At 50.7% G+C, this 17,487-nt stretch carries 19 protein-coding genes; 8 read left to right on the top strand and 11 right to left on the bottom strand.

The window, feature by feature from the left end:
* Nucleotides 1-19 precede the first annotated feature (19 nt).
* The gene (locus tag CBX96_RS14190) at nucleotides 20-1,207 is read right to left on the bottom strand and encodes a benzoate/H(+) symporter BenE family transporter (protein ID WP_109287170.1); all 1,188 of its coding nucleotides are present in this window, start codon (nucleotides 1,205-1,207) and stop codon (nucleotides 20-22) included.
* A 127-nt stretch (nucleotides 1,208-1,334) separates the two neighbouring features.
* Between CBX96_RS14190 and CBX96_RS14185 the strand changes: the two genes are divergently transcribed.
* From CBX96_RS14185 to CBX96_RS14175, 3 genes are all read left to right on the top strand, one after another.
* Nucleotides 1,335-1,910, top strand: coding sequence for a helix-turn-helix domain-containing protein (locus CBX96_RS14185; protein WP_109287126.1), 576 nt, complete (start codon nucleotides 1,335-1,337; stop codon nucleotides 1,908-1,910).
* A gap of 95 nt (nucleotides 1,911-2,005) precedes the next feature.
* Nucleotides 2,006-2,329, top strand: coding sequence for a rhodanese-like domain-containing protein (locus CBX96_RS14180; RefSeq protein ID WP_109287125.1), 324 nt, complete (start codon nucleotides 2,006-2,008; stop codon nucleotides 2,327-2,329).
* A gap of 36 nt (nucleotides 2,330-2,365) precedes the next feature.
* Entirely contained in the window at nucleotides 2,366-2,530 is a 165-nt protein-coding gene (locus CBX96_RS14175) for a hypothetical protein (protein ID WP_258294665.1), read from the top strand.
* 60 nt (nucleotides 2,531-2,590) lie between these two features.
* On the opposite strand, the gene azoR is transcribed toward CBX96_RS14175, so the two are convergent.
* The 6 genes from azoR to CBX96_RS14145 all read right to left on the bottom strand — a co-directional run bounded on the left by azoR (nucleotide 2,591) and on the right by CBX96_RS14145 (nucleotide 6,882).
* A complete protein-coding gene (gene azoR / locus CBX96_RS14170; protein WP_109287123.1) occupies nucleotides 2,591-3,187 on the bottom strand; it encodes an FMN-dependent NADH-azoreductase in 597 nt (198 codons plus the stop codon).
* 133 nt (nucleotides 3,188-3,320) lie between these two features.
* The gene (locus CBX96_RS14165) at nucleotides 3,321-3,758 is read right to left on the bottom strand and encodes a thioesterase domain-containing protein (protein WP_039978581.1); all 438 of its coding nucleotides are present in this window, start codon (nucleotides 3,756-3,758) and stop codon (nucleotides 3,321-3,323) included.
* A 39-nt stretch (nucleotides 3,759-3,797) separates the two neighbouring features.
* Nucleotides 3,798-4,235, bottom strand: a complete 438-nt coding sequence (gene dtd, locus CBX96_RS14160) for a D-aminoacyl-tRNA deacylase (protein WP_109287122.1) — start codon at nucleotides 4,233-4,235, stop codon at nucleotides 3,798-3,800.
* Between the two features lie 15 nt (nucleotides 4,236-4,250).
* Nucleotides 4,251-4,853, bottom strand: coding sequence for a hypothetical protein (locus tag CBX96_RS14155; protein WP_109287121.1), 603 nt, complete (start codon nucleotides 4,851-4,853; stop codon nucleotides 4,251-4,253).
* Nucleotides 4,850-5,806, bottom strand: coding sequence for an alpha/beta fold hydrolase (locus CBX96_RS14150; protein ID WP_109287120.1), 957 nt, complete (start codon nucleotides 5,804-5,806; stop codon nucleotides 4,850-4,852). The genes CBX96_RS14155 and CBX96_RS14150 overlap by 4 nt, the downstream gene beginning before the upstream one ends.
* Nucleotides 5,807-5,868: 62 nt before the next feature.
* Nucleotides 5,869-6,882, bottom strand: coding sequence for a virulence factor BrkB family protein (locus tag CBX96_RS14145; protein WP_109287119.1), 1,014 nt, complete (start codon nucleotides 6,880-6,882; stop codon nucleotides 5,869-5,871).
* An 81-nt stretch (nucleotides 6,883-6,963) separates the two neighbouring features.
* Here CBX96_RS14145 and CBX96_RS14140 point away from each other — a divergent pair, with 81 nt between their 5' ends.
* From CBX96_RS14140 to CBX96_RS14125, 4 genes are all read left to right on the top strand, one after another.
* Entirely contained in the window at nucleotides 6,964-7,185 is a 222-nt protein-coding gene (locus CBX96_RS14140) for a hypothetical protein (protein WP_011627464.1), read from the top strand.
* A gap of 29 nt (nucleotides 7,186-7,214) precedes the next feature.
* Nucleotides 7,215-7,868 carry a DUF2959 domain-containing protein gene (locus tag CBX96_RS14135; protein ID WP_011627465.1) on the top strand — a complete coding sequence of 218 codons (654 nt, stop codon included), beginning with the start codon at nucleotides 7,215-7,217 and terminating at the stop codon, nucleotides 7,866-7,868.
* 245 nt (nucleotides 7,869-8,113) lie between these two features.
* A complete protein-coding gene (locus tag CBX96_RS14130) occupies nucleotides 8,114-9,847 on the top strand; it encodes a diguanylate cyclase (protein ID WP_109287118.1) in 1,734 nt (577 codons plus the stop codon).
* Nucleotides 9,848-10,055: 208 nt separating this feature from the next.
* Nucleotides 10,056-11,270: a 4Fe-4S binding protein gene (locus CBX96_RS14125; protein ID WP_109287117.1), complete on the top strand. Its 1,215-nt coding sequence runs from the start codon at nucleotides 10,056-10,058 to the stop codon at nucleotides 11,268-11,270.
* Nucleotides 11,271-11,383: 113 nt separating this feature from the next.
* Here CBX96_RS14125 and katG read toward each other — a convergent pair whose 3' ends face one another.
* From katG to CBX96_RS14105, 4 genes are all read right to left on the bottom strand, one after another.
* Nucleotides 11,384-13,570 (bottom strand): catalase/peroxidase HPI, encoded by a 2,187-nt coding sequence (katG, locus tag CBX96_RS14120; RefSeq protein ID WP_109287116.1) that lies wholly within the window; start codon nucleotides 13,568-13,570, stop codon nucleotides 11,384-11,386.
* A gap of 350 nt (nucleotides 13,571-13,920) precedes the next feature.
* Complete coding sequence (locus CBX96_RS14115; RefSeq protein WP_109287115.1) at nucleotides 13,921-14,982, bottom strand: zinc-binding dehydrogenase; 1,062 nt, start codon at nucleotides 14,980-14,982, stop codon at nucleotides 13,921-13,923.
* 9 nt (nucleotides 14,983-14,991) lie between these two features.
* A complete protein-coding gene (locus CBX96_RS14110) occupies nucleotides 14,992-15,498 on the bottom strand; it encodes a 2,4'-dihydroxyacetophenone dioxygenase family protein (protein ID WP_109287114.1) in 507 nt (168 codons plus the stop codon).
* Between the two features lie 47 nt (nucleotides 15,499-15,545).
* Nucleotides 15,546-16,307, bottom strand: a complete 762-nt coding sequence (locus CBX96_RS14105; protein ID WP_109287113.1) for an SDR family NAD(P)-dependent oxidoreductase — start codon at nucleotides 16,305-16,307, stop codon at nucleotides 15,546-15,548.
* A 138-nt stretch (nucleotides 16,308-16,445) separates the two neighbouring features.
* Here CBX96_RS14105 and CBX96_RS14100 point away from each other — a divergent pair, with 138 nt between their 5' ends.
* The gene (locus CBX96_RS14100) at nucleotides 16,446-17,453 is read left to right on the top strand and encodes an AraC family transcriptional regulator (protein ID WP_109287112.1); all 1,008 of its coding nucleotides are present in this window, start codon (nucleotides 16,446-16,448) and stop codon (nucleotides 17,451-17,453) included.
* Nucleotides 17,454-17,487: the final 34 nt, after the last annotated feature.

The following is a 17,487-nucleotide window of genomic DNA, read 5'->3' as shown; positions in this document are numbered from 1 at the left end:
AGTCTAGACCTAGCCACAGCTAAGCTTTTGCCTGTTTAGTTGTGGTTAAGGCGCGATGCTTGTGCCAGTAATGCATTAAAAATCCGAGTAATAATCCCCAGAAGGCGCTGCCAATCCCCAATACACTCACACCCGATGCGGTGACAAGAAACGTAATCACCGCCACTTCTCGCTCGTCGTTATCCGCAAGCGCAGCTGTCAGACTGTTACCTATGGTGCCAAGCAGGGCTAATCCTGCAATCGCGAGTACCAACTCCTTCGGAAACGCGGCGAAGAGCCCCACGACTGTGGCGCCGAGTAAGCCAGTGATAAAGTAAAACACACCGCCCCACACAGCCGCCCAGTAACGGGTCGCAGGATTTGGATCAGCTTCTTTACCCATGCAAATCGCCGCTGTAATGGCAGATAAGTTAAAAGCAAAGCCACCAAAGTGTGCAAACAATACGCCCATCAGACCCGTCACGGTAATTAATGGCGAGATAGGCGGTCGATAACCATGGCCGTGGAGCGCGGCCACTCCAGGCATATTCTGCGAAGCCATAGTCACCATAAATAAGGGCAGCGCCACGCCCACTACGCTGGTGACAGAAAACGCAGGCGCGATCCATACTGGGGCAGCGAATTGCAGCTCAAGCTTATCGAGTTGCAATAAATCCAATTGGTAACTCATCCCTATCCCCGCAACGAGGGTAAGTAGCATAATGTAGCGCGGTGCCCAGGGCTTAAGCACAACAAATACCAATAGCATCAAGAGGATTAGACTCAGCTGAGTCTGCATGGCTTGAAACAGCCCTAAACCAAACTGCAGTAAAATCCCTGCTAACATGGCCGAAGCGACTGACTGCGGCATGATACGAATAAGCTTATCCATCCAGCCCGCCAAGCCGCATAGGGTGATCAACAAAGAGCTGATCAGGAAGGCACCAACGGCTTCGTGGATACTTAATCCCGCAAGGCTGCTAACCATCAATGCGGCCCCGGGGGTCGACCATGCCGTAAGCACCGGATTTTTATAGTAGAGAGACAGGCCAATACTGGTGAGCCCCATGCCAACACCTAAGGCCCACAGCCATGAACTCATTTGTGCCGATGTCGCGCCCACAGCGTCCGCCGCCTGCAGGATAATCACCGCCGAACTGCTGTAGCCCACCAGCACAGCAATAAAGCCCGCCGATATTTTTGATAGTCCCAAAGCTTCGCGCCACATCATCCCTACTCCTACCTTTGCCTTGCTCATCTCATCATTAATTACTTGTGCGCTATAACGCACGAGATGGACAAGATAGCACCTGTGCGTTATAACGTACAAATAATTTTTTAAGCGTCATAACCTAATGCAGACCATCAACAGCTATCTTGCCGCGACCCTAAAACAGCTGCGCAGCCAAAATGGTTGGAGTTTAGATAAAGCGGCACTCGAGACAGGCGTAAGCAAGGCCATGATAGGCCAGATTGAGCGCGGCGAATCTAGCCCCACCATTGCTACCCTGTGGAAAATCGCTAGCGGTTTTAATATCTCACTCTCAACTTTTCTGGAGCCAACGCCCGAGAGCCAAGGCGCGGTCTTTCGTAACGCCGATGCATTACGCCAAAAGCCTGCAACCGACGGCATGTTAGTGGCGTCGCTATTTCCCTTTGAGCCACGCTTTGGTTTTGAGATGTTTGAACTCACTCTATTGCCGCACTATGAACGCCTTTCCGAGCCCCATGAGGCGGGCGTGACCGAGCATGTGATTGTACTGAGCGGCACCATGGAAGTGTTAGTCGATGGCCAGTGGCAGCCATTACAGCAGGGCGAGGCCGTGCGCTTTGCCGCCGATAAACCCCACGGTTACCGTAACTTGAGCGATCACCCCGTGGTGTTTCATGATCTTATCCATTACTACAGGGAAGCGCCTGCCACCGAATAACGCCGACAAGCCAAGCGCCCAACAGATTGCCGCTTGCGCCCGACAATTCATTAGAATAAACTTATTTAAAATTTTCTAATCATAGAGGCAAAGCTATGTTTCAATCTTTACTGGCTAAATTATCTGGCAGCAGCAACGGTGAAAAATGTTGGCAATTGATTGATCAAGGTGCGCGCGTTATCGATGTGCGCTCACCGGAGGAGTTTGCCTCGGGTCATTTGCCTCAGGCCATTAACATACCGCTGCCAACACTCGACCAATGGTTGCATCAGGTCGAAAATAAACAGCATCCCTTTGTACTTTACTGCGGCGCAGGCATTCGTGCCCAAAAGGGCTGCGATATTTTAAGGGCCAATGGTTTTGAATGTGTGGTCAATGGTGGCTCGCTAAAAGATTTAGTGTGCTGCCAGCCAAGCTAAGGCCTAAGCCAAACAACGATGCGTGAAGAGGTGCAGATGACAACAAAGTGCCCGCGCCCAACTAGCGGCGAACAACTGCCCCTGCCCAAAGAGGTTCGCGAAACCCGCTACAGCGTGAGTCGCAACCGTGGCCAAGCAAGTACTAAGGTGCGTTATATCGAAACCAGCGCTATGTCCCTTGGCTGCAAGCTTTGCGAATAATCGCATTCTGCGTAAACAAAAATGCCAGCTGTTAAGCTGGCATTTTTATGCTTTCTACAATTAAACCGCTAACTTATCGATACTGGCTTTAGCTTCGCTGATCCCTTTTTGGTTAGCTTCTGGACCCATGTTCAGCGCTTCGCCATAAACCACTTCCACGTCGGTGATACCGATAAAACCGAGGAAGGTTTTTAAGAAAGGTACAATGTGATCCGTTGGACCATCTTTATGAGCACCACCACGGGTGGTGATCAACACGGCGCGTTTACCTTCCACTAAGCCTTTAGGACCGTTTTCGGTATAAGTGAAAGTCACACCTGCACGGGCCACAAAATCAATCCAGTTTTTCAGCTGAGTTGGAATGTTGAAGTTGTACATAGGCGCAGTGATCACGATAGTGTCGTTTGCTTTTAACTCTTCAACTAAGGCGTTAGACAGGTCGAGCATCTCTTGCTGACGTGCGGTTAACTCAGCGCCGCCACGTAGGCCAGAGGCAATTTCACCATCAACCATTGGCAACACATCTTTACCCGCTAAATCGCGAACTGTGATGGTCGCGCCTTGGTCTTCCCATTTACCGATCAGGTGGTCAACTAACAAGGCAGATTGTGAATAACCGCCAAGAATACTGGATTTTAACACTAGGACTTTAGACATAATCTGCTCCGAAAATTGAAATTCTTGAGAGTCTTTCAACTTGCTCTCGACTCTATGGGCTTAGTTTATTAGCCCATAAAAAAGAAAAAAAGCGGATAAAATTTGAGATTGATTTCGATTTTTTAGAAAGGTTTTACATTTTAGGCACACTGACATACAAACCATCGAATTGGGCGCAGAGTTTGTCGTCACAAAAAAGTTGTACTTCGAGTTTGACTTTGGCTTTACGCCCCCGTTGCAGCGGGCTTAAATCCGTTTCAGGCCAACGCACTTTGACCTCGGGCGCACAGGTCACGGGCGCCATGTAACGGATATGGGCATCGGCTAACACTATATCGCCATCCACCCGTTGAAGTTGCTGTTGCAGCCACACCATGCCCCAGCCTGTGAGGGTCATAAGGGTATAAATACTGCCCGCAAACATAGTGTTGTGCAGGTTGATATTCGGCGCCAGTGGCGCACTCACGCGCAGCTCCCCTTCGACAAAGGAAACTGGCGCTATCTGCATAAACTCGCTGACGGGAATGGTGCTGTGCCAGGTCTGGCGCAATTGATTTAATAATTCATCCATGTGCATGTCCTTACTGCAGTTGGCACACTGTCCTGTAGGTTATACCTGTAAATTGAAGGTCACAGGGCCATCGTTGACTAGCTCGACCTTCATGTCGGCGCCAAATTGCCCCGTTTCTGTGGTCACGCCCTGCGCGCGGCAAAAGGCGACAAAGTCTTCATACAGGCCAAGCGCTTGCTCAGGCGTACCCGCCCCCGAAAAGCTCGGGCGCAGGCCACGGCCAGTGTCGGCGGCCAAGGTAAATTGCGACACCACTAAAAGCGAGCCACCCGCCTGAGTTAAGTTGAGGTTCATCTTGCCATTTTCATCGGAAAACACTCGATAACTCATCACCTTAGTGGCTAATTTTTCCATCTTTTCGCGGTTATCTTCCCGCTCAACCCCAAGTAAAACTAACAAGCCCTTATCGATTGCACCTATGGTTTGATTATCCACCACCACGCTGGCGCGGCTGACTCTTTGAATTAACGCGATCACAACTTTTCCTTTAAATTAAGACTTAACGAGGGGCATCAAGGGGATGGGACGCAAATACTGCTCAATTCCCTCCGGCAAGGACTTAGCGATTTCAGCCAAGCCGCCATCGGTCCACAGCATAAAGCGGCGAAGTTCCTCGATTTCGACCTTATCAGCAAAGGTCACAGTGCCCTGAATTTGGATCACCGCGCCCTGCTCACGTAGCACGAATTTAGCAAAATTGAGCTTGGCATTCAGCTCGCCAATCACCGCAGGCAACTCAGGATTGGCCTGCAACTGCGGATGCACCGCATAAAAACGGTTCATCAGAATACGGTCAATTCCCGCAGCATTCATACTGGGTTCGAGCATAAAATCATTATTGCCAAATTGCACCGCAACCTTATCCGCCCCGACTTTGGTGGCTAAATAGTTGGCATTGAGCAAGGCCTGATACAAGGTATCGGCGGCGGCCTCGTTGGTCATTCCCGCCAATTGCACCACTTTAGGTGCCACAGGAGCGCGCACCTCAGAGGACTCGACCACTGAAGATGAGGATTGAGACTCCGGGGTAGGAGATGAGGTGGCCGCGCAGGCCGTTAATCCTAAAATGGTGGCAATGATAACGGCTAATTTCATGCTAGCTCCTGTCGCTTTATCCAAGTCCACATGGCTTGGATCTCGAGTGTGACGGCAAGTGAGAGTATGTCACTATTCAGCGAATGCCCACCATCGACAATGGTATGAATTTGTATCCTAGGGTTGTCGATTTTTGCCAAAAATGCGGCTAATAAACGTGCCGGACAGACGGCATCCTGCGTGCCTTGTAATAGCAGGGTACGCGCTGTGACTTGCGATGTCACCCGCTGTAATACGCTGAACATATTGAAGTAATCATTTTGTGCATAGTGCTGCTCGATTTGAGCCAATGCCAATAGCGGCGCAGCAAGCCGCTTAGGTAGGCCAGTTGGTACGCCCGCTAGGGTTAATTCCCATTGGATCCAGCGACGGGCAAATTCATGACGTGTTGCTTCATCTTGGGCGTTCAATCCTTGCTGGTAGTGCGTAAATAAATCCGCCACTCCAATAGAAGGTGCAGCAAATTCACGGTATGCCTGTGGAGATAACTGCGCTGCGCCCGAGGGTGCATAGAGCCATTCAATACCCGCCTTGGAGGGAATAAACACCGCCCACAGCACTTGGGCAATCACTCGATGGGGAAATGACCCACTGTAAATTAAGGCTAAGGTGGCGCCAAATGATCCCCCCGCTAAGCACCAACGCTCTATGCCTAAATGAATGCGAATCGCCTCAATATCGCTGATAAGTCCATTTAAATGATTATGTTCTAACTCGCCAGCAGGCAGCGATTGCCCCGCACCACGTTGATCTAGCAGTAAAATCCAGTAGTGCTCGGGGTTAAATAAACTCAGTTCACTTGTACTAGCGCCCGCACCAGGGCCACCATGCAAATACAGCAGCGGAATCCCCTGCGGATTACCATATTGAGCAAGATGCAACTGCTGCCCATTGCCCATCATCAGCCAATCACGGCAGATAAAAGGGGCAAGCTGATGGGCGTCAGTGATCATAGGTGGGATAAGGCTCGCTGAATGTCTTGGTGGATGACAACTTAGCTATGGCTACAACTTAGCTACGGCTTATCCAGTGTAGTCGATTGCGGCGCGTTTGCGGCAAGTTCACTCTTCGTATCAACCTCTTGGCTTGATTGGGCAGATGGAGTTTCGGGCTCCACGGCGGGTGTATCCTGCGCCGCTAAGGGCTCACCATCGAGATTGGTTTCATTAACATCGCTGCTGGACTCATAGTCCAAATACTCAGGCATGGCCGCGGTAATTTCGGCGCCCAGCAGCACTATCATCCAAGATAAATAGACCCAAACGAACAGAATAGGAATGGTCGCCAATGCGCCGTAAATGGCCTCATAACTTGGGAATTTAGTCACATACAGGGCAAAACCTTTTTTTCCCAGCTCGAATAGCAAGGCCGCCACTACCGCGCCTAATAGTGCGTGCCAAAACTTCACCTTCTGATTCGGCACCACCATATAGAGCAATAAGAATGCCGCCACCGAAAACAGCATAGGCAAACGCTCGATAAATAGCGGCATAACCCCAGATAAGGTATCGCCCTCAAACAGTTTTAACGACACAACATAGGAGGTAGCTACTAGACTCGCGCCCACCAGCACTGGACCTAAGGTAATCACCATCCAATACATGGAAAAGGCCACGACCACAGAACGCTTTTCCTTAGTACGCCAGATATTATTCAGCGACTTATCGATAGCAGAGATCAACATAATCGCTACCACCACGAGAGCGGCGATCCCCACGGCCGTGCCCTTAGAGGCATTGCCAACAAATTCATTGATATAGACTTGTACCGTATCGCCCGCCGCTGGCAGAAAATTCTCGTACACGAAGGCTTCGATTTGGCCACGGATCCCCTTAAACACAGGGAAAGCCGACAGCATAGACATAGTCACAGCCACCATAGGCACAAGGGATAACAGGGTGACATAGGCTAAGTGGCCGGCGCGAATATTGATTTGATCTTCCACTAAACGCTGACGTAAATGCAGCAGGAAGCGCCAGATCCCGAGGAATAAGACTTGAATTTGTGCCAGTTCTATCTTCTTAGTCACGGGTTTCTCTTGATTCTGTTGGTATTGACTCGTTATCTTCGTACAATAAACACTTAATTTACAAGTCTAAGGAGTGAATTGATGTCACAACAAGGATCTGCGGGCAATGTTATCGCCGCTATCGCTAGTCTGTTCTTTCCCGGCCTAGGTCAACTGGTTCAGGGACGAATTTTGGCTGCATTGCTGTTTTTCGTGGTCACTGTGGTTGGCTATGCCCTCTGGTGGTTAGTGGTCCCTGCTGTAATAGGTGCTATCTTTCACCTCTGGAGCATTATCGATGCGGCGCGTTTTAAGGCCGACTAACTTCATTTGACTCAGTGACGGAATACCCAATGAAAAGATTGATCACCTCAAGCCTGATGGCGGCAACGCTATTGCTGACGGGCTGCCAGAGTGCCTATTACGGCGCCATGGAAAAAGTGGGCTACCACAAGCGCGACATCATGGTCGACAGAGTGAAGGCCGCAAAAGAATCCCAAGAGGATGCCCAAAAAGAGTTCAGTTCAGCACTCGAGGAGATGCAAGCCCTGCTCAACCACGATGGTGGCAACCTCGAAAAGGCCTACAACAAGGCCAAAGATGAATACGAGTCAGCCCAAACTGCCGCCGATGACGTGAGTAATCGCATCAATAAAGTCGAAGATGTCGCCGAGGCGCTATTCGATGAATGGCAAGCCGAAATCGGCGAGATCAGCAAAGCCAGTCTGCGCCGCAACAGTGAAACCAAGCTCAAGGAAACCCGCCGTTCCTACGAGCAACTGATGAAAACTATGCGCCGCGCCGAATCTAAAATGCCGCCCATTCTCACCGCCATGAAAGACAACATGCTGTATTTAAAGCATAACTTGAATGCTCAAGCGATTGGCGCTATTAAAGGGGAATTTGCGAGCCTACAGACAGATATCTCTGGGCTTATCAAAGAGATGAACAAGTCGATCAACGAGTCGACCAAGTTTATCGAGGCCCTCGAAAACTCGAAAGGTTAACGCTCGCCGTCATCTTGCCTTGTCAGCCCCAAAGGCTGGCAAGGTCGATCCCCTCTTAAACCTTTCATTACGCCTGCTGTTTACCGCTTGCTTTACTACGACTTCCACTCTTATCCATCGCCATCTGATCCCGCTTTATTTAACCCGATAACATCCCCTAACCTCGCTGATTTTTTTTCATTATCGGCACGCCACTGATACTTTATGGCATACTTGTTAGCTCAACGTTAATAAAGAGAATCTGTATGGGCCGTGGGACATGGATACGTTTAATCACATTGGGGGCCTTGCTGCTCACCTGGGTGACATTCACGGCCAAAGCGCTGCCGACCCAGATTGAATGGCAGGAGAATACGGCCAGTTTTACTCAGTTTCGTATGGGGTATTTTATCGATACCTCGGAGAACATGCCCTTTGCCGAAGTGATTCAACAGCCCTTTATCGACTCCCCCAATAGCGTATCCCTCGGCACGGCGGCCATCAAAACTTGGGCCAAAATCCCCTTAGTTAACACCAGTGATAACCCGCAAACCCTGTATCTGCACCATCCTTACGCCTATCACAACCGTCAGGTTGGCCTGTACGAGATGGTCGATGGTCAAGAAACGCAGCGGCGAATACTGGATCTTGACGACCCCAGCACCTATGGCTGGCTCTATGGCGGCGCTGCGGTGTTTGAGGTCACGCTCGCGCCACTGCAACAGAAAACCTTATACGTCGAGAGCGTATCCTTTTCTCACCAATGGTTTTCTATCGATTTATACAACAAGGAACACTCACAACGGGCGCTGCTGGGTAGCTTTACCGATATTGCGGTTATGGTGGGCATGCTACTGGCGCTGATTATCTACAACCTATTGTTATTTATGTATTCCCGCCAGCGGGACAATCTGTTTTACGCCTGCTACTTAATCTCGGGCGGGATCTGGATTGCACTCTCCTACGGGCTGGTCGCCGAAGTATTCGAGTTTTATGGCTCGGCGAGCCTGTATTGGCACCTCACCCTGATGACTATGCCCATCTTTTTGATTTTATTTATGATGGATATTTTCGAGACCCGGCAACATTATCGGTTTGAGCATTACGCCCTCGTGTTTGTGCTCGCCCTGTTAGTGGCCGAGTTTTGTTATGGGGTAGTCAACATCACTGGCGCGTTGCATTACTCCAGCAGCTTAGCCGCCTTGATGATGTTTACGACCCTCTCGGTCACGATTTCGCTGGTGATAAAACGGCATCCCATCGCTAAATATTTTCTTCTCGGCCACAGCCTGTTTGTCGGTTTTAGTGGTCTCGCCGTGATGTTTTACAAAGGGCGCGCCGAGTTTAATTATTTATCCAGTCACGGTGTTGGCGTGGGCATTATGCTCGAGGCGCTAGTGCTTGCCCTCATCATCGCCTACCGCATTCGTTTGCTCGAAGAAATCAAAGCCTCGCAGGAGGAGCTTAAGCATCAAGCAGCGACAGATTCGCTCACCCAGCTATTTAATCGGGGGCATTTCCACAAAGAAGCGCAGCGGGTCTACATGCAGGCCAGCATTGCCAAACAGCCGATGGCGGTGATTATCTGTGATATCGACCTCTTCAAACGGGTCAACGACCAATACGGTCACCTGATGGGCGATCAGGTCATTATCGATATTGCCACCACACTCAAACAGCATGCGCGTAAGTGCGATCTTGTGGCGCGTTATGGTGGTGAAGAATTTATTATGTTGCTGCATGACGTGTCCCTCACCGAAGCACACCAATGCGCCGAGCGGATCCGCACCGCCGTCGCCGCGTTAAACTTCACGGCAGAGACGCAAGAAGTCTTTACTGTCACCCTCAGTCTTGGTGTAGCGGCCGTTGATTTTGCCCTTCCCCTAGAACACACAATCAAACGGGCGGACGATGCCCTGTATCGCGCCAAACATCAGGGCCGTAACAATGTGCAATCCTGCAAAATCAATCTGTTGGAGATGCAAGAAGGTATTAACTGACCCTGTGCAGCTAAGGCTTACAAGATGACCTACTCTACAAAGCTCACTCGGTCTATAGGGTAAACCAGCGGCTTTGTGAGCTATCGCTCGCTTTTATCACGGCATACTGTAAATATCGGATCTGCCGCACAATTTCGCTTTTAGCTCAAAAACTTATCCCGTCAGCTCGACTCAGACTGAATACGTGTATTCTATTTGCAGTATTAACATGACTTTTATTGAATCTCTCACCCTGATGTTGGCCCTGATGTATATCGCATCCCTAAGCTATTGGAGCGGTAAAAAATGGGGAGCGGTGGCCACCTTACTCCTGAGTGTTGGCGCCATGGCAATTAGCCTCTACTGGCCTTTGGCGCTCGCCCTCGCCATTGCCTTACCGCTGTGCCTGATTGCCAACAAGTTTGCCCCAGAGGAATTAAAGGGCGAGATAAAAATCAACACCCTGCGTGAAGGCTGCCAACATCTGCTCGCGCTCTCACTGTTTATCGTCGCGATCCAATACTGCGTCAATGCTATCCAGCTTAAACAAGGCATAGTGCCTTGGTTGATGCGCCCAGATGTTGTCGATGCCTTCTTACCAATCGCGGGTGGCATTGAGCTAAAAGCCATAGTGACGCTCAACCTGTGGGACCAAACACATCCCGCCGCAGCCGTCATGCTCGCCGCCGTGCTACTAACGGGCCTACTCTGCAAACGCGCCTTTTGTGGCTGGGCCTGCCCATTAGGGCTTGCCGGCGAATATCTCTACGCCTTACGCAAGCGCTTTATCAAGGCCGAACTGGCGCCGCCCGCATGGTTAGACTGGCCACTGCGGATGCTGAAATACTTATTGCTGCTGGGGCTGTTTTACATCGTTATCGGTATGCCTAGTGAATCGATTCCCTATTATCTACAGGGCAACTACCACAAGATTGCCGACCTTAAGATGGCGCTGTTTTTTGTCACGCCAGGCCTCATCACCTTAGCCTGCTTTGCGCTTATCCTCGCCTTAGCGGCGTGGCGTCGCCAAGGATTTTGCCGCTACTTGTGTCCCTATGGCGCCATGCTTGGGATCTTAAGTTTTGCCAGCCCACTCAAGATCCGCCGCAATACTCAACATTGCCTGATCGAAGCTAAAGGCATGAAGTGCGACAAATGTACCCGTGCCTGCCCAGCCAACATCATAGTGCACACCAAAACCACGGTTCGCAGCGACGAGTGCCAAGCCTGTATGCGCTGCGTCGCCGCCTGTCCTAAATCGGCGGCGCTCGGTTTTAGCCTAAAATCTGGCCACAGCGTTAGCCATAAGGGCTTGTTAGTCTTGTTATTATTGGCACTTTTTGCCCTGCCACTCGGCGCCTATTTAGCCGGATTCTGGCATAGCCAAACACCGGACAGTATCCGCATGGAGCTTATCCAAGTGATTGACCGAGTCGGCCATTAACGATTTGATTTACATATAGGTAGGCATAAAAAAGGTGCAGCTTTGACTGCACCTTTTATTTTGACAATGTCCCGTCTCGAAACGTCAACACGCCCTAGTTTAAGCGCTAGTGACTAAGCCAAATCGAACCTATCGGCATTCATCACCTTAGTCCAAGCGGCCACAAAGTCATGTACAAACTTCTCTTTGGCATCATCCTGCGCATAGACCTCGGCATAGGCACGCAAAATCGAGTTAGAACCAAACACCAGATCGACGCGGGTAGCGGTCCACTTCACTGCGCCAGTTTTGCGTTCGACTATCTGATAAAGATTGCTGCCAGCAGGCTTCCAGTTGTAGGCCATGTCGGTCAGATTCACGAAGAAATCATTGGTTAACACACCCACTTTGTCGGTAAACACGCCATGATGCGTGCCGCCATAGTTAGTGCCTAACACTCGCATTCCGCCAACCAGTACTGTCATCTCATGGGCGGTTAACCCCATCAATTGAGTACGATCGAGCATCATCTCCTCGGGCTGAACCACATAATCCTTTTTCTGCCAGTTACGATACGCATCGTGCAAGGGCTCAAGCACGGCAAAGGATTCCACATCGGTCATGTCCTGCGTCGCATCGCCACGGCCGGGAATAAAGGGCACAGTCACTTTCACTCCCGCCTCGTGGGCGGCCTTTTCAATCGCAGCAGCGCCGCCCAGCACGATTAAGTCGGCGATGCTGACTTTTTTACTCAGGCCTGCCTGCAGCTCGGTCAATACTTTAAGCACCTTTTGCAGCCGCTCGGGTTCGTTAGCCTGCCAATCCTTTTGCGGTGCTAAGCGGATCCGCGCGCCATTGGCGCCACCACGGAAATCCGAGCCACGGAAGGTGCGGGCACTGTCCCACGCCGTTGCCACTAACTCGGATACGCTGAGTCCCGAGGCTAATAATTTCGCCTTCAGGTCGACAATCTCACTGGCATCTAAGCGATAATCCACGCTTGGGATCGGGTCTTGCCAAAGCAAATCTTCATTTGGCACTTCTGGCCCCAAGTAGCGGCTCTTAGGACCCAGATCACGATGGGTTAACTTAAACCAAGCGCGGGCAAAAACCTCGGAGAAATAGGCGGGGTCCTGATAAAGCTTCTCGGAGATTTTGCGATACTCGGGGTCCATCTTCATCGCCATATCCGCATCCGTCATGATGGGATTAAACTTGCGATTGGGATCGCCCACAGAGACGACTTTATCTTCCTCTTTGATATTAATCGGTTCCCACTGCGAGGCACCCGCAGGGCTCTTTTTCAATTCCCAATCGTAATTTAACAGTAGGTGAAAATAACCGTTATCCCATTGCGTGGGATGAGTCGTCCAAGCGCCTTCGAGGCCACTGGTCACGGCATTTGCGCCAATGCCTGGGCCTTTTTTGTTGAGCCAGCCCAAACCTTGAGCCTCAAGATCTTCACCCTCAGGCTCTGGGCCAAGATCCTGTGCCTTGCCATTACCGTGACACTTACCCACAGTGTGGCCACCCGCGGTTAAGGCCACTGTCTCTTCATCATTCATCGCCATTCGCGCAAAGGTGACACGCACATCTTGGGCGGTTCGCAGAGGATCGGGTTTGCCATCGACCCCTTCTGGATTCACATAGATCAGTCCCATCATCACGGCGGCCAATGGGTTTTCAAGGTCACGCTCGCCCGAATAACGGCTGTTGGGATTTTCCGTCGGCGCTAACCATTGTTTTTCAGAGCCCCAATAAATGTCCTTCTCTGGGTGCCAAATATCCTCACGGCCACCGGCAAAACCATAGGTTTTTAAGCCCATAGACTCATAGGCCACATTGCCCGCGAGGATCATCAAATCCGCCCATGAGAGTTTATTGCCGTATTTTTTCTTAATCGGCCAGAGTAAACGGCGCGCCTTGTCTAAGTTAGCGTTATCGGGCCAGCTATTGAGTGGAGCAAAGCGTTGATTGCCCGTCCCCGCGCCGCCACGGCCATCGGCGACTCTATAGGTCCCGGCCGAGTGCCATGCCATACGGATCATCAGACCGCCATAGTGTCCCCAGTCGGCGGGCCACCAATCTTGGCTGTCGGTCATTAAGGCATTGAGGTCGCGCTTCACCGCGGCGAGATCTAAGCTGTTGAAGGCTTCGCGATAGTTAAACTTAGGATCCATAGGATCCGTCTTCTTATCGTGCTGATGCAAAATATCGAGGTTAAGTGCCTTAGGCCACCAATCCATATTGTTGCTGGCGACCGCTGAATTTGCCCCATGCATCACGGGGCATTTACCTTGGGAGCTTTGAGTCTTGTCCATTGAATATTCCTTTACTTAGCTTGCACTAACGGGAGTAGCGCGCCCTAAAACTCTTGCTAGACACACTACGGTCGAAACGAGAGCCTTCACAGTTTGCCAAGGCTTATTGGCAATCTTGTGACAGCAGAAAAAACAAATTTGGTAACAAAGACAATGCCATCACTAGGGATTGGCCTAACAATTAACCCTAGGCTACATTCGCTAAAACACAATCGAAATCGGCTAAAAGTCGCTATTTTGTGAGCCTATGCAGGATTAAAAATTAGCCAATTGAGGATATCAAAAACGCTAACAATGAACAAAAAAACCGCACATTAATGTGCGGCTTTATTTGATTAAGTGTCGAGCAATTAGCTGAGCGTCTCAAGCTCGCCACTTCGCCAAGGCTCTATCACGACTTTAATGTGTGGATTCGGTTGCATTAATTGCTTGAATGCCCCCGATACACCATCCATCCCCACTTTACCCGTGAGCAGCTTACGCCAAGGAATAGTACCTTGGGCTAATTCCGCTAAACAGGCGGCAAATTCCGCCGGCTGATAATAGTAGGAGAAGCGCATATCCAATTCTTTGACCGTGGCATAGGCGTAATTGATATTGGCATTGGCAGTGTGAATGCCGGTCACCACTATCGTCGCCTTGGCGGGTGCACGCTGCACAAAGCCTTCGATAAGCCTATGGATACCGACACATTCGAATATCACCAATCGCTTACCCGCAGCAATCTCGGCGGCGAAGGCGACTTCGTCCTGCTCACTGGGGTTCACTGTGTGAGTCGCCCCAAATTCACGGGCTAATTGCAATTTATCGCCCTGTAAATCCGCCGCCACTATCTTTGTCACGCCTTGTAAGTGCAGTGCAGAGATCACCGCCAGACCAATAGGACCGCAGCCGACAACCAGTGCCACATCCTCGGCCTGCAAATCGCCCCGATTCACCGCATGCAATCCCACGGCTAAGGGTTCAGTCAGTGCCACGGCCTCCGGCGGTAAATGTTCAGGCACAGGCATCAATAGGGCTTCATCGAGAATGAAATATTCAGAATAGGCCCCATTCACCCCAGGAGTGACTCCCACTCCCGCACCATTTTGGCTCATCAGAATGGGAACAGACGTCACCCGAGTGCCAAGCGCTAAGGCTTGATGAGTCTGTGGACCAAACTCGACAATTTCGGCACAAAACTCATGGCCGAGCATCACGGCGGCATGATTATCAACACCTTCGGGCATTACCCCAAGCTTACGATAAAAATCAAACACTTCGCTGTAGTGACGAGTGATATGAATGTCCGAGCCACAAATCCCACAGGCGAGGCTACGCACTAACACTTGGCCCGCCTGCGGCTTAGGTTGCTCGACCCGTTGCAGGCTGACGTCGCCATCCTGCATCACAATGGCATTCATCATGCTCATAGCGGGCTCCTATTCTGCATCGCTCATGCGGGCTAAGGCACCGGGTTTGATGTAACGCGGCTTAATTCCCTGCGCTTTTGCTGCCGCCAAGAGCGCCTGCTCAATCCAGCCTGCATCCATAATAAACATGAAGTTACCATCGGCATCGAAGTTAACGTTCACCCCAGTAATCACCATCACCCCATCGGCTCCATCAGAATCCGCTGGGCAATGGAAAGTGTGGATAGAACCGCCTGGCTCATACAAGTAGCTACCCGCGGTTTGCGGTTGGTCTGGGTATTCAAGGTAGTTCCAGCGACCCGCTAAGGTATAGAAATGCACCACACCCGTGTGGAAATGCTTAGGTAAGGTAATACCCGGCTTAAACTTAGCGCGGATCACCCAAACCCCGTTTTCAGGGTCTAAAAATAACGGGTACACATCAACGCCCGGTAAAGCATCTTTGATGATCTGTTCTTCATTGGTGTTGATGGTTAATAAAAAGTCTTGATGATTAATCACTTCTGGTAGAGCCATGTTTGCATTCCTCATTGTTGTTATTGTGTTGTTGGGTCGAGCTACCACTACCCCAGCAGTGGATATTTAAAGTTTTCAAAGCCGTCGGAGGCGTTCACTGTGCAGCCATTGATGCAGTTGGCCTCGTCACTGACGAGAAATGCCACCACATCGGCAATCTCATTCGGTTGGGTAAATTCTTGACGCATTTGTTCTTTACGAATGTGTTCCCACAGCCCGAGCGCTTCGTATTGGCGCAGCATAGGCGTATCGACACGGCCCGGCGCCACGGCGCAGACCCGCACACCAAGCGGTGCATACTCCAGCGCGGCGCATTTGGTCATCATGTCGACGGCCGCTTTACTGACGTTGTAGGTGAAGGTCATTTCTGAGGCGAGCTGCGCGTAAACTGACGAGGTATTTAAAATCACGCCCCGAGTACCTTGGGCTTGGAATTGACGGCCACCGGCGAGAATGCCGTGGTACACGCCTTTTTGGTTCACATTGGTGACAGGTTCAAAATCATTAATAGGATCATGCTGTAACAGCGGCTTAGCCAAACCGATGCCGGCGTTATTGATCAAAATATCGAGCTGACCAAACTGCTTAGCTGCCTGCTTGACCATGGCCTCCACTTGGCTGTAATCAGTCACATCGACACTAAAAGTCGCGAGCTTGTCGCAGGGAACATCGTTAAACACCTTGAGCGCATCGACGGACAAATCGGCGGCAACAACCCTAGCCCCTTCGGCGAGCAGTTTGCGAATAATGGCCTGCCCTATGCCCCCGGCAGCCCCCGTCACCACGGCGGTTTTATGTAATAAACGCATAGCTGTCCTCTGTTTGTATTTATTCATTTAATTATTAAGACGATGTTAATTTAGACGCTTAATTACTCAGCATCTTGACTTTTTACGAGCCAAATTTGATATTTTACGAGTCTTATTACAAAGTGAACTAAGCGTCCCATGTACCTAGTCCGAAGTGGTGCCGTCGCTCAATTTGAGCAATTAGTCCTAGAATTGGGGCAAAACCCCATCGAAATGATCCAGCAAGCCGGGCTGCGGCAGGCGCAGTTTCGCGATCCCAACACCTATATCGCCTATCCACGCTTAGCCGAATTATTGGAAATTGCCGCCCAGCGCTGCCAGCAGCCCTTGTTTGGCTTAATGTTGGCACAGCGACAGACCTTGCATGTACTTGGGGATCTGCCGATGTTGGTGTCGCACACGGCCACAGTGGCCGATGCCCTTGCCCGAGTGAATGACTATCTGTATTTACACGCCTCAGGGGTGTCATTGCAGCTACAGCCACAGACTGACATTGTACGACTGGCGCTGTCGATCAATGTCCACAGCCCTAGCGGCATAGAACAACTGATGCAAATGAGCGTGGCGCAGCTGGCTATGTTTGTCTCGAGCCTGCTCAATATGAATATCAGCAACATTCCTTTGTATTTGTGCCAGAACAAACCTAGCGGCCCAGAGCCACAACGCTTTATCCAGCCAGTGCGTTTTCGTGAAGCCTTTGATGGCGTGGTGCTCAAAACCTCACAGCTCTTGGGGCGTAACTATCACGATGAAGAGGCACTTAACCGCCACCTCCAGTCACACCTGCAATATTTACAGAGCCGCTACCCCGACAACCTTGCCGACCAAGCACGGGACTTAATCCATCGGTTGCTCCCCACGGGAGAGTGTTGTATCGAACGGGTATCGACGGCGCTAGGTTTACACGAACGCACCCTACAAACGAGGCTGAAAGAGACGGGGCAAAGCTATCGACAATTGCTACAGGATGTTCGGCAAAACATCGCCCAGCAGCAACTCAGTTATGGCACGCAAACCATCACCGAACTCGCACTGCAACTCGGGTATGCCGAAGTCGCCGTATTTAGTCGCCACTTTAAAACTTGGACAGGATTTTCCCCTAAGCAATGGCAGCAGCAATATCGTAAGGGACAAATTGAGGATTGAAGCTCGTAGTGTAGGCTGTTAAGTTACTTAAATT

The sequence above is a fragment of the Shewanella sp. BC20 genome, from assembly GCF_003129585.1.
Taxonomy (GTDB): Bacteria; Pseudomonadota; Gammaproteobacteria; order Enterobacterales; family Shewanellaceae; genus Shewanella; species Shewanella seohaensis.
Note: the sequence above shows the minus strand (reverse complement) of the source record. Positions and strands in the feature narration are given on the sequence as shown.